The 12,217-nt window shown below is 65.7% G+C and carries 9 protein-coding genes and 1 pseudogene; 8 read left to right on the top strand and 2 right to left on the bottom strand.

Annotation, left to right across the window (positions count from 1 at the left end):
- Positions 1-667: 667 nt before the first annotated feature.
- The 3 genes from Spa11_RS01695 to Spa11_RS01685 all read left to right on the top strand — a co-directional run bounded on the left by Spa11_RS01695 (position 668) and on the right by Spa11_RS01685 (position 2,704).
- Positions 668-1,210 (top strand): RNA polymerase sigma factor, encoded by a 543-nt coding sequence (locus Spa11_RS01695; RefSeq protein WP_145105976.1) that lies wholly within the window; start codon positions 668-670, stop codon positions 1,208-1,210.
- Between the two features lie 17 nt (positions 1,211-1,227).
- Positions 1,228-1,821 carry an anti-sigma factor family protein gene (locus Spa11_RS01690; protein ID WP_145105973.1) on the top strand — a complete coding sequence of 198 codons (594 nt, stop codon included), beginning with the start codon at positions 1,228-1,230 and terminating at the stop codon, positions 1,819-1,821.
- A 238-nt stretch (positions 1,822-2,059) separates the two neighbouring features.
- Entirely contained in the window at positions 2,060-2,704 is a 645-nt protein-coding gene (locus Spa11_RS01685; RefSeq protein ID WP_145105970.1) for a DUF4252 domain-containing protein, read from the top strand.
- 256 nt (positions 2,705-2,960) lie between these two features.
- Here Spa11_RS01685 and Spa11_RS01680 read toward each other — a convergent pair whose 3' ends face one another.
- Positions 2,961-4,070: an aminopeptidase gene (locus Spa11_RS01680; RefSeq protein WP_145105967.1), complete on the bottom strand. Its 1,110-nt coding sequence runs from the start codon at positions 4,068-4,070 to the stop codon at positions 2,961-2,963.
- Positions 4,071-4,265: 195 nt separating this feature from the next.
- Between Spa11_RS01680 and Spa11_RS01675 the strand changes: the two genes are divergently transcribed.
- The 5 genes and pseudogenes from Spa11_RS01675 to Spa11_RS23540 all read left to right on the top strand — a co-directional run.
- Entirely contained in the window at positions 4,266-6,212 is a 1,947-nt protein-coding gene (locus tag Spa11_RS01675; protein ID WP_145105964.1) for an acyl-CoA dehydrogenase family protein, read from the top strand.
- A 127-nt stretch (positions 6,213-6,339) separates the two neighbouring features.
- Positions 6,340-6,594, top strand: a complete 255-nt coding sequence (locus Spa11_RS01670; RefSeq protein ID WP_145105962.1) for a DUF2442 domain-containing protein — start codon at positions 6,340-6,342, stop codon at positions 6,592-6,594.
- Between the two features lie 88 nt (positions 6,595-6,682).
- Entirely contained in the window at positions 6,683-8,350 is a 1,668-nt protein-coding gene (locus tag Spa11_RS01665; RefSeq protein WP_145105959.1) for an amidohydrolase, read from the top strand.
- Between the two features lie 139 nt (positions 8,351-8,489).
- Positions 8,490-9,320 (top strand): carboxylesterase family protein, encoded by an 831-nt coding sequence (locus Spa11_RS01660; protein ID WP_145105956.1) that lies wholly within the window; start codon positions 8,490-8,492, stop codon positions 9,318-9,320.
- A gap of 98 nt (positions 9,321-9,418) precedes the next feature.
- Positions 9,419-10,900: pseudogene (locus Spa11_RS23540) on the top strand (DUF7453 family protein); the annotation flags it as partial.
- 8 nt (positions 10,901-10,908) lie between these two features.
- Here Spa11_RS23540 and Spa11_RS01655 read toward each other — a convergent pair.
- A complete protein-coding gene (locus Spa11_RS01655; protein ID WP_145105953.1) occupies positions 10,909-12,105 on the bottom strand; it encodes a GNAT family N-acetyltransferase in 1,197 nt (398 codons plus the stop codon).
- Positions 12,106-12,217 lie beyond the last annotated feature (112 nt).

Genomic DNA, 12,217 nt, shown 5'->3' with positions numbered 1-12,217 from the left:
GAGCCGGCCACGGCAGTGGTCGGTGTGAAGCGGCAAAAAACACCAACCACTAACGTGGCCGGCTCGCCGTCAGCGCATAAAAAAAGCTCCCAGAAAAGCACACGTCCCAGGGGGGCAAAGGACGGGCAACTTTTCCGGGAGCGATTGGACGCGTTGGCCGGTCGGGCGAAGGGGGGAGAATCGCTTCGACTGACACTGCGTCAAGGGAGTGGACGCGAGCGGCGGCAGGCTTCCGTGCCTTGTCCGGCGCTGACGCGGGTCCCGCCTTTGTAGGGCGGGCCCTCCACGTGGCTTTCGTGTTCGCTTTTAGGTTCCGGGCACAGCCGCGGGCTGGCGTTTCCGACCGCCCTCAGCCGTGTGGCGGGGAAATTAGGGGCCCCGCCGAATCCCATCAAGGCCGGTTTGAGGGATTTTCTGGAAAGTCGAGATCCTGCGGGATGGCTGTGTTCACCGTGAAAGCAAATGACCAATGACCAAGCCCCAATGACCAACGGCGTGCTGCCGCACAAAATTCTCCTCAGCCCCTAAACAATGGCCCCTTCCTTCATTGGTCATTGGGGATTGGTCATTGGTCATTCCCCGGCGGACCCGGCGGTCCGTTAGGATCTAGCCGTTAGATTCCCCCGGCCTGTAACTCGGCGGGGCCCGCGGGCGTCCTTGGTGCAGCATGGCGACCTTCCCGACCATCGAGCGCGTCATCGACCAGCACGCCGACCGCGTCTTTACGCTGGCCTGCTACACGCTTGGATCCCGGCAAGACGCCGAGGACGTCACGCAAGAGGTTCTGCTGCGCTGCTGGAAACACCAGGACCGCATCGACCCCGACAAGGTCGAGGGCTGGCTGGTGCGGGTCACGACCAACGCCTGCCGCGACCTGCTGCGGCGCCGCCGCCGGCGGCGTGAGGTTGTCGGCGGCGAGGCGTGCGACGCGGCCCTCGACGAGACGCCCTGTGGTGAGTTGACGCCGGACGCCTCGCTCGAGGCGTCCGAGAAGACGCAAGAGATGCAGCAGCTCTTGTTGCAGCTGAAAGAACCTTACCGCAGCGTTGTCGTGCTGCGTGAGGTGCAAAGCCTGTCCTACTTGGAGATCGCCGAGGCGATGGAGATGACGCTGGCGAACGTCCGCGTCACGCTGCACCGCGGCCGGCGCCTGCTGGCGGAGATCGTCGCCAACCGCGCAGCGGCGGAAGACCTCTGCCGCGCGGATTGAGAATACCCGAATACCCAATGAACCACTTCCAATCATCGAACGTGCACCACGACCGCGACTGCGGCTGGATCGATCAGCGCCTCGACGCGTACGTCGATGGCGAGCTGTCGGCATTTGAAGAGGCACGCGTCGAACGGCACTTGCCGCATTGCGACGCTTGCCAAGCGGTAGCGGAAGGACTCCACGGCGTGAAGGCGTCGCTCGGCGCGCTTCCCGTGCTGCGTTGCCCCGAGCGCGTGCTGGAAGCCGTTCGTAGCGAGACGTTGAAGTCCCCAGTCGCGTCACGATCGACATCTCGACGAAGAGCGCCGAGTTGGGCGATCGGCTTGGCCGCGTGTGTGTTGGTGGCCGCCGGCGTGGGGACGATCCGCGGCGTTGTCGAACGGAGGCAGGCCGAGCTGCGTCGCCAGCAGATCGAAACAACGCTCGCCGACCTGCAAGCCACCTTGCAGCAACGAGCCGCGGAGGTAAGTCGCGAGGCTTTTGTGCAGGGTGTCGCGAAACCAACGCGGACCGTCGTCACCGCGGTGCAGGACAGCCCGCTAGGGCGCTGGGGCGCCGCGGCGGCGAGTTTGCTGGCGCCCGTAGCTGATGAAACCGATGCGACCTGATGCTTTCACTTCTCTGTAGGAGGGGTCTCCAGACCCCGATGACGCGCACCACGCCATTTCGGCCAAGAGACCGTAATCGGCGTCTGGAGACGCCTCCCGCATTTAGTTGAACCACGGAGACACGGAGGGCACGGAGGAAAGCACCGAGGCGATCTTCTTTCTAGGTGCGTCCTCAGTGCTCTCTGTGACTCTGTGGTAAATCAGACGCCGTCCAAATCGTTAATAAGGAGCTCTCCGTATGATCCGTTCACGAATGATGACAAGCGTAGCGATCGCCTTGTCGCTGACGCTTACCCCCTTCGCTGGCGCTGAGGACCCCCGCGAACATCCCGGCGAAGCCGTGATCGACTGGAGCGAACAACTCGGCGTCGAACCCAAGGTGGAGGTTCACCTCAACCAGGCGCTGATGAGGTTCTTCACTTCGGCGGCGGAGGGAGCAACCGAGACCCCAGGGATCCGTGAGATCATCGGCCAGCTGTCGCTGGTGCGAGTCGAGGTTTACGAGGGGGTGGCCGCTGGCGCGCTCGCCACTGCCGCCGATTCCGAGGCCGAGAAGCTTCAAGAGCTCGGTTGGACCACGGTCGTTCGCGCGGTCGGCGACGACACGGAACGGGTCAAAGTGATGATGTTGTCCAACGGCGACTCGATCGCCGGTTTGGTGGTCATCGCCGCCGGCCCCGGCGAGATGGCCTTCGTCAACGTCGCCGGCGAGCTCAACCCCGAGACCCTCGGCAAGCAATTAGGCGTCGTGGCCCGGTTGATGCACAACGGCAAAATCAAGTTGGAAGACCTGATCAACCCGAAGGTGCTGGAGGCGCTGATCGAAGAGTCGGGGAAGAAGGCCGACAACACCCCGCCAAGCCGAGGAGGCGATTTCCGCTGATGAAGGAAAAAAGTTAACGCTACAATCAATTAGCCGCGGGGCCTTAGCCCCCGGTTCGATCACATTTTTGTGGGAGGGGTCTCCAGACCCCGATTACGGTGTCCATACCGAATCGGCGTGGTGCGCGTAATCGGGGTCTGGAGACCCCTCCCACAGCTTTTTTTTGCGAGCCGGAAGCGTCAGCGCCCGGAGTTGAAGCTGGTGCCCGCCTCACTCCGGTCGCTAACGCTACCGGCTCGCCTTTTCATTTGGGGGATTACAGCCCCTTGTTCAATCCCTGCAGATCGTCGGGCACAAAGAAGCCGTCCTTCCGCAGCAGCTCGCCGTCGAAATAAATCTCGCCGCCGCCGTAATCGGCGCGTTGGATCAGGACGAGGTCCCAGTGGATGCGGCTGCGGTTGCCGTTGTCGGCGTCTTCGTACGCGTTGCCCGGCGTGAGGTGGAACGAGCCGCCGATCTTCTCGTCGAACAGCGTGTCGAGCATCGGGTGCCGCACGTGGTTGTTGGTCCCGAGCGACCACTCGCCGCAATAACGGGCGCCCTCGTCCGAGTCGAGCAGCTGGTTGATGCGGTCGGCGTTGTTCGCGGTTGCGTCGACGATCTTGCCGTCCTTGAACAGGAACGCGATGTCGCTGAACACGGTCCCCTGGTAACGGCTCCCCGTGTTGAAGCGGATCGTGCCGTTGATGCTGTCGCGGACCGGGGCGGTGAAGACCTCGCCGTCGGGGATGTTGCGCTCGCCGCTGCACGGGATGACGGGGATGTCTTTGATCGAGAACTCCAGCTCGGTCCCCGGCGCCGTGATGCGGACATGGTCCGCCTTCTGCATCCGTTCAACAAGCGGCTTCTGCGCCTCACGCATCGCGGCGTAGTCTGCCGTGCACACCTCGAAGAAGAAGTTGGCGAACTCTTCGGTCGGCGTGTCGGCGGCTTGGGCGAACGAGTCGGTCGGGTACCGCAGCACGACCCACTTGGTTTTCGGCACGCGGTAGTCGTTGACGTGGCGTAGCCAGTGCTCTTGGTAGAGGTCCATCCGCTCGGGGGCGATGCCACGCAGCTCGCTGCCGTTGGCGGCGCCACGGACGCCAATATAAGCCTGCACCTTTTCCATGCGGTGGCGCTCCAGCCCACCGGCGAGCTTCATCGACAGCTCGGTGGCGTTGGCGTACAGCGCCCGCTGCACCTGCTGGTTCTTCATCTCCACGAGCGGGATCGCCCCGCGCTTCGCGGCCCCGTTCACGAGGGCCACGACGAGCTGCGGCTCCGGAAGGTCGATCGCTTCGATGAGGATGGTCTCACCCGCCTGCAGCTCGCAGCTGTGGTCGAGCAGGACTTCGGCGAGCTTGTCGATGCGGGGGTCGTGCATGGGGAGGGGCGAGGGACCGGGGGACAGGGACTAGGGAGCACGCGGGTCACGTCGTGCCGACGCGGTACAGCGCAGCCCCCTTTATCGGGCGACTTCGTGCCGCTGAGAAGGGTCGCCCCACCGAACAGCCCCCCCTACAGTGGCGTACAATTAAGTGGCCCCAGATTCTCTCACCACCGGCAGCGAGGAGGCGACATGGCAAGCCCTACCCAGACGCCCCCCGTCAACGACCCCCACGCCGACGAAGCCTCCTTCGCCGAGACCGCCCTCAAACTCGGCGGCAAGAGCGACGACGAGGCCCGGCGCACCGGGGCGATCGACAAGGCGGACGACCAGGTCGAGTCGCTGTTCGCGCCCCGTTACCAGACCGTCAACAGCCCCGCCCACCGGGCCGTGTGGGAACGCCGGGTCCCGGCGGCGGAGTTCGTCGGCACGCCCGCGGGGGTTCCCGAGGAGGTCGAGCACATCATGCAGGCGTCGCTCGATGTTGTGCGCCGTCACAAAGACGCCGGCACCCTCTACAACGAAGATGAGCGTGTCCGTGAAGAGGTGCTTGATGAGTTGGGCCAAGCGGGCTACTGGGGCCTGCTCGTCGATAATGAGTACGGCGGCTTCGGCGCCGAGTTCACCGCCGTCGCGCGGTTCTTGACGCAGATGGCGACGCTCGACGGCACCATCGCCGGCCTCGCCTCGATCCACGGCTGTATCGGCGCGGTCGATCCGGTGAAGACGTTCGGGACCGAAGAGCAGAAACGCCTGTGGCTGCCAAGACTCGCCTCGGGAGAACGCCTCAGCGCGTTCGCGCTGACGGAGCCCGGCGCCGGCAGCGATCTCACGGCGCTGAAGACCACCGCGGTGCTCGATGGCGACGACTACGTCATCAACGGCGAGAAGCTCTTCATCTCGAACGTCCGGCCGGGGCGCACGATTGGCCTCGTGTGCCTGGTGGATGGCAAGCCAGCGGTGATCATCGTCGATCTGCCCGACGAAGAGAACGAGCACTTCCAACTCAAGAAGTACGAGATCTTCGCGCTGCGGCATCTCTACAACCGCGGCATCCTCTTCAAGGACTTCCGCGTTCCGCGCGGCAACCTGCTGACGCCGCCGAAAGGGGACGGCCTCACCATCGCGTACCACGGCCTCAACCTGGGCCGCGTGTCGCTGTGTGCGAACGCGGCGGGCACCATGCGGCTGATGCTCAAGTCGATGCTGCCCTGGGCCGAGTACCGCGTCACGTACAGCGAGCCGATCGTCCGCCGCGAGCTGGTCGAGCGCCGCCTCGGCGAGATGGCGGGCCTCATCGTCGGCGCCGACGCGCTGGTGACCTGGTGCGCGAACCTGCTCGACCTCGGCTACCGCGGCGAGATGGAGTGCATCATCGCCAAGATCTTTGGATCGGAGGCGCAGAAGCACGCGGCGATCGAACTGTTCATGAAGACGCACGGCGGCCGGTCGTTCCTTGCCGGGCACCCGTTCGGCGACAACGTGCACGACTACCTCGCTCCCTGCATCTACGAGGGCGAGGGCGAGATGCTCGGCATGGCGTTCTTCAAGTCGCTCGTCAAAGACCATGGCAAGCGTTACTTCGAGCCCGTCGGCAAAGCGATGGCCGCCGCCGGCATCAAAAAGCCCAACCCGCTGAACCCGCGGCACGCCTGGGTGTTGTCGAAGGTCGCCGGCCCGTATGTGCGTTGGCTGCTGGGCCGAAAGCTCGGCGGGCAGGGCGCAGCGGAGTTGCCGGCGACGATGGCCCCCGCGCTTCAGCATCATGCCAAGTACGCCTGTTACCAGCTGCCGCGGATGGCGCTGGAGATCGACGCGGCGATGCAGAAATTCCAGCTCAAGCTCGCCGACCGGCAGTGCAAGATGGCCGATCTCAGCCTGCGGACGCAGAACCTCATCACGATGCTGGTGACCGCGCTCTACGCGAATCAGCAAAGCGACCCGATCGTCCGCGACGCCGCCGACATCCTCTGCCAGCAACTACGTCGCAAAGTAAGCGGCGGCCTCACCCCCGACCGCTACTACAAGCAAGTCACGGACCTCGGCCGACGAATCGCCGCAGGCGAAGCGGACGGCGTGGGGTCACTAGGCCTGGGGGCAATCACTCCGCCGCCGATTCTGGAGCGTTACGACAGTTAGCATTGCTCGATCATTCTTGTAGGAGGCGTCTCCGACGCCGATTACGCGCACCATGCCGTTTCGGAATGGATACCGTAATCGGCGTCGGAGACGCCTCCTACAGACATTTTCTAGAAGAGTGAACACGATGCTACGAGTTATCGAAGCCGACTACCTGGGCGACTTTCGAGTCCGGCTCGCATTCAGCGACGGGTTCGCAGGCACGGTCGATTTAGCCGGTCTTCTTGATGGACCTGTGTTCGTTCCGCTGAATGACAAGAATGTCTTCCAGCACTTCGAGCTCACCGACCACACCCTCCAGTGGGCTTGCGGCGCCGATTTCGCGCCCGAGTACCTGCGAGAGATCGCCCGTGCCGAGTCATTGACAACGGCTCACCCGTAGGTTCGCGCACCAACGCGGAACGTCTGCGCACAAACTGTATCTCCGCCATGCTAAAGTCGGTTCCGATTCCAACCACCAGGAACCGACGATGCTCCGCCAGCTCTTTGCGATTGTCTGCTTTGCTACAGCGCTGATTGGCGCTATCGAGGCGCCCGCCGCGCCGTCGGCGCTGCTCATCACCGGTGGCCGTGTGTGGACCGCTGACGCCGAGCGCCCTTGGGCCGAGGCGGTGCTTTGTGTTGATGGCGAGATCGTTGCCGTCGGCGACCGTGCCGATGTCGAGGCGAAGGCGCCCGAGGACGCCACCGTCATCGACGCCGCGGGCGGGCTCGTCACGCCCGGTTGGTGGGACTCGCACCTCCACCTGTTTGTTGGCGGCCGCAACTTGGCGGGCGTGCAACTCCGTGGCGCCAAGTCGCCCGAGGAGTTCACGCAGCGGATCGCCGACTTCGTCAAGACACTCAAGCCGGGCGAGTGGGTCCGCGGCGGCGAGTGGGACCACACGATCTGGGGCGGCGAGCCGCCGACGCGCGACTGGATCGACGCCGTCTCGCCCAACAACCCGGTATGGATCAACCGCCTCGATGGTCACATGGCGCTGGCGAACTCCGCGGCGTTACGGATTGCGAAAGTCGACGACTCCGCCGTCGCGCCGGAAGGGGGCTCGATCGACCGCGATGAATCGGGACGGATCACTGGCCTGTTACGCGACAATGCGATGGGCCTCGTCGCCGCGGTAGCCCCGGGCCCCACGGCGGCCGACCTGATGAAACACCTCGACGCGGCCAACGAGTACCTGCTCGCCCGCGGCGTGACGTCCGTCGTGCAGATGGGCTCGCTCGAAGAGCTGACGGCCCTACGCGCGGCGCAGGCGAACGGGCGCCTCAAGGTCCGTATCCGCATGGCGACGCCGCTGCATCAGTGGAGACAGTTGCTCCTTGAGATCGAAAGGAACGGCAAGGGAGACGACTGGCTGGCGGTCGGCATGCTGAAGGGCTTTGTCGATGGCTCACTTGGTTCGCACACCGCCGCGTTCATCGATCCCTACGACGACAAGCCTTCGGACCGTGGCCTGATGGTCAACACCGAAGAGGCCCTCGAGCGCTGGACGCAGGCCGCCGACGCAGCGGGTTTGCAAGTGGCGGTCCACGCCATCGGCGACCGCGCGATCCGCACCCAACTCGACGTGTTCGAGCGCGTCGCCAAGGCGAACGGCCCGCGCGACCGCCGCTTCCGCATCGAGCACGCCCAGCACATCGCGCCGGCGGACATCCCCCGCTACGCCGAGCTCGACGTCATCGCCAGCGTGCAGCCCTACCACTGCATCGACGACGGCCGTTGGACCGAGCCGCTGATCGGCGTGGAGCGTAGCAAGACGACGCACGCTTACCGTTCACTGCTCGACGCCGGCGCACGGATGGCGTTCGGCAGCGACTGGTACGTCGCGCCCGCAACGCCGATCGAGGGCATCTACGGCGCCGTGACGCGGCGGACGCTCGACGACAAGAACCCCGACGGCTGGTTCCCCGAGCAGAAGATTACCGTCGAAGAGTCGCTGCGGGCCTACACGGCCGAGTCGGCCTACGCGGCGTTCGCCGAGAACCATCGCGGCATGCTCCAACCCGGCATGGCGGCGGACCTCGTCGTCGTTGATCGCGACTTGTTTGCGGTGGCGCCCGAGACGCTTAACCAGGCGCAGGTGCGCTACACGATTGTAGACGGGCGCGTGGCTTACGACGCCTCAAATAGCCAATAAATGAACCACTGAGCCAGTGAGGACGCGGAGGAAAGCACAGCGACGACCCCTCTGTGCGTCACTCTGTGGCTCTGTGGTTAACCTAGGCGGCTTGAGGTTATGCTGCAGGCGCCCCTCTCTCTTCTTTGGAACTGTCGCCATGATCCGATCCTTTCTCGTTGTCCTCCTGCTGATGTCCGCCGCTAACGCCGAAGAAGCCGTTGACCCCCGCGTCACGCCCGAGTTGCTCGAAGCCTTCGCGGCTCACGAGTTTGACGACGACGGGTTCACGTTGCCCTATCGGTTGATGTCGCCCAAGGAAGTGGACCCGGTCGAGAAGCGGCCGCTGGTGGTGTTCTTGCACGGCTTTGGCGAACGGGGCGACGACAACCAGCGGCAGCTCATCCACGGCGGGCCGTCGTTTGTCACGCCGGAGTTCCGCGACCGCCACCGGGCGTTCGTCCTCGCGCCGCAGTGCCCGGCCGGCAACAAGCTCGATTCCGATGGTAACGAGAGCGACGAGCCGATCGTCTGGTCGCTGCGGCTCCGGCCCACCAACGAAACGCTCGCCGAGAGCATCGACGATGAGCCCACCGCGCCGATGCACGCCGTCCGCGCGCTGGTCGATCACTTGATCGAGATGCACCCCATCGACACGAAGCGTCTCTACATCACGGGCCTCTCGATGGGCGGTTACGGCACGTGGGAGCTCGCGTCGCGCGAGCCGGACCTCTGGGCGGCCGCGGCGCCGATCTGCGGCGGCGGCAACCCGGCGTGGGCCGAGCGGCTCAAGGGCCTCCCGCTGTGGTGCTTCCACGGCGACGCCGACGGCGCCGTCCCCGTCGTCCGTTCGCGCGAGATGATCTCCGCGATCAGCGCCGCCGGCGGACGCCCGATCTACACCGAGTACCCGGGGGTCAACCACGACAGCTGGACCCAGACCTACAAGAGCCGATACCTGTGGGACTGGATGTTCGCGCAGAGCCGTTAGAACGGCGTGCTCGTGACCGCAGAAGAGAGGTAAGCAAAGACTTCGCCACCGTAGACTCGGATAGCCGTTCCGGGCCTTTCGACGGAAGGAATGTGCTCATGAGAAGACAATCATTGGTCGTGGCCGCGATACTCCTGGCGTGCGGACACGCCGTGGCGAGCGGTGGGTTGCGGACGGTCGTGCTCGCCGGCGCCCCCGCGCCGGGGACCGAGTCGGTCTTCGATGATTTCTTCCAAGGTCGGCAGGGGCCGACGCTCAACGAGCAAGGCCGCGTTAGCTTCCTTGCTTTTTCCAGCGGCCCCGACAGCGTTTGCTGCGGCACGGGCGACACGCGCTCTGGGTGGTGGCGGGAGACGCCCGTGTCGGGGTTGGAGCTGGTCGCGCGCTCGGGGGACCCGGCGCCGGGGACCGACGACCGGTTCGCGGTGTGGACCCAGTCTTCGCGACCTTTCTTCACGGAGTCGGGCGACACGGCCGCCTACAGCTTCACCGGGAGTAACTTCCGCCGCGGCGTATGGCGTAGGCCAGAGGGCGGCGACCTCCAGCGGATATTTTACGAACAGAGCCCGCTGCACGAATTGGGGCTCGACGTCGTCTTTCTCGGCCAGCCAGCTGCAGACGCGCAAGGCGGGATCACTATCGACGCGAGTGCCCGGCCGATCGGCCAGCCGGACGCGGCCCGAGTCTCGACGAAGTTGCACTGGAACCCGACCGACGGCTATCGCGAGGTCGTACGCAACGGCTCCCCCGCCCCCGGTACCGACCAACGCTTCAGCGAGACCTTTTCGATCCCCTATCAGCTCGGCCCGACCGGGCGCCACCTGCTTTGGGCCATGCTCGACGGCCCTACAGCGAAGTCGCACGGGCTCTGGTTCGAGCAGGCGCCCGGCGACCTCCGGCTTGTCGCGCGGACCGACGAGACGGCGCCCGGCGGCGGCGACTTTTATGATATCGCTCGTCCGGGACTGGGGGCGGTCGCGAACGGCGCGGGGGAAGTGGCTTTCAGCGCCTCCATCGGTGACTCTGGCGGGGGGGCCGGTGAACGGGGCATTTGGCGCGAAGACCCCAACGACGGCTTGCGCCTCGTCGTCGAGCAAGGTGACCCGACGGGGGAGCCCGGGGCGACCTTCCGGTCGTTCCGCCCAACCGACATGAACTCACTCGGCGATATGGTTTTCCAAGCGGCGCTCAGCGGCCCCTCGACGCGGGGAGAGAACACCGAGTCGATCTGGCTGCTCCGCCGGGGGGAGGTGCCGCAAAAGCTCGGACGCCGGTTCCAGGCGTTGCCGACCGAGGACCCGAATCGGAACTTCCTCCCCGAATTCTTCGGGACGCCCGTCATCAACGAGCGTGGCCAGATCGCCTTTGGGGCGTCAACGGTCACCACGGGCGGACTGTGGGCGACTGACCCCAGCGGCGAGCTGCGGCTCATCGTGCGGCAAGGCGGCTTGCTCGACGTGAGCGAGGACCCGTCGACCCCCGACCTCCGCGAAGTCAACCTGTTCGGCGCAATCCTCGATCGGGACGGCGCCAGCGGCTTCAATGAGCGAGGCGAAGTCGCCTTCGCGGCCCGCTTCACGGACGGGTCTCAGGGAATCTTCGTATCGAGCATCGCGGCGATCCCCGAGCCCGCCTCGGCGGGGTTGGGGATGCTGGCGTTGGCGTTGTGCTCGGCGGCCGATCGGCGGGCGTCGCGGGCCCAGCGGTAGGCGGCGCCCGCTAGTCGCTCTAGCGTGCCAGCCGTGTCGCGTGGGCGGACGTGGAGCGTGGTTGCGGGGCGATGGGCAGCGCCCCAGCTGAGCTTGTAGGGCTCGTCGCCGCGCAAGAGATCGACTTGCGTGCGGCCCTCGGCGAGGGAGGTGCGCGACGAGTCGAGCTGCAGCAGGTGGCCGGCTTCTAGCTCGACGCCGGCGTCGGAGATGCCGCCTTGGTAGACGTACAGCGAACGGGCGTCTTGCAGGACGTAGTCCACTGCCGCGGGCTCGCCGTCGAGTTCGAGCAGCGCGAGCCGCAATTGCCCCGCCGCGAGCAAACGCTCGCTAGCAAGTTGGTGGAATCGGTTGAATCGCTGGTCGTCGAACACGCCGACGTATCCGAGCGCCGCGCGGCGCTCGTGATGGAGCTTCACAAGGAGCGGCCATAGCTCAGCGCGCTCGGCTTCCGTTGCTACGACACGCACCACGGCGCGGCCCGTGTCGAACCACTCACGCTCCCAGCGACGCAGCCGCTTGCGGCGGTTCTTCGAGAGGGTCGCCAGGTAGTTGTCCCACGCCGGCTCAACGCCGTCGGGCGCCATCTCGACGTGAAAACTGCCGCAGTCGTTGACGCGCTCGGCGTCGAGGCCCGCCTCGACCAGCAACCGCTCGAGGTGATTCAGCGCCCGATCGTCGGCGTCGATCGACTCGAATCGCAGCCGACGCCAGGCGTGGCCCGCGTTGTCGGCGAGCCACTTGGCGACCGCCGTGACGACCGCCGGCTCGTCCTCGGGCGAACGACAGATCAGCGTGTGGTGGTCGGTAGCGGCCCGGCCATCGCCGAGGAACCGCAGCGTACCGCCAGCGATCGCCCGGCTCTTGAGGCACCACGGCGCGAGGCCGATCAACACGCCCGTGTCGTCGCGAACCGCAAGCGTCGCCAACTCGCAGCTTGGGTCTTGCTCGCCAAACGCTTCCCACCAACTCACCAGCCAGTCGGGCGACTGCATCGGCGTCGGGAGCGCGAGCGTACGCCACTCGCTTTCGAGACGGCGGAGGGCGCCGAGTGTGTTGAGGACTTCGAGGGGCATGTCTCTAAAGCGAAGTTGGCGATCAAAAGTCCCCCTCCCTTTTTAGGGAGGCCGGTCTACCGAAGAGCGGGGGGAGGGTCTGCATTCACCGTTACGAGGATCGCATTAGGCG

Origin of the sequence: Botrimarina mediterranea, assembly GCF_007753265.1 — a bacterium.
Classification (GTDB): domain Bacteria; phylum Planctomycetota; class Planctomycetia; order Pirellulales; family Lacipirellulaceae; genus Botrimarina; species Botrimarina mediterranea.
This window is presented reverse-complemented; position numbering and strand designations above follow the sequence as displayed.

Bases quoted from the DNA above. Each gene is read 5' to 3' on its own strand.
- Spa11_RS01695 (WP_145105976.1), top strand. From the start codon at position 668: ATGGCGACCTTCCCGACCATCGAGCGCGTCATCGACCAGCACGCCGAC.
- Spa11_RS01690 (WP_145105973.1), top strand. From the start codon at position 1,228: ATGAACCACTTCCAATCATCGAACGTGCACCACGACCGCGACTGCGGC.
- Spa11_RS01685 (WP_145105970.1), top strand. From the start codon at position 2,060: ATGATCCGTTCACGAATGATGACAAGCGTAGCGATCGCCTTGTCGCTG.
- Spa11_RS01680 (WP_145105967.1), bottom strand. From the start codon at position 4,070: ATGCACGACCCCCGCATCGACAAGCTCGCCGAAGTCCTGCTCGACCAC.
- Spa11_RS01675 (WP_145105964.1), top strand. From the start codon at position 4,266: ATGGCAAGCCCTACCCAGACGCCCCCCGTCAACGACCCCCACGCCGAC.
- Spa11_RS01670 (WP_145105962.1), top strand. From the start codon at position 6,340: ATGCTACGAGTTATCGAAGCCGACTACCTGGGCGACTTTCGAGTCCGG.
- Spa11_RS01665 (WP_145105959.1), top strand. From the start codon at position 6,683: ATGCTCCGCCAGCTCTTTGCGATTGTCTGCTTTGCTACAGCGCTGATT.
- Spa11_RS01660 (WP_145105956.1), top strand. From the start codon at position 8,490: ATGATCCGATCCTTTCTCGTTGTCCTCCTGCTGATGTCCGCCGCTAAC.
- Spa11_RS01655 (WP_145105953.1), bottom strand. From the start codon at position 12,105: ATGCCCCTCGAAGTCCTCAACACACTCGGCGCCCTCCGCCGTCTCGAA.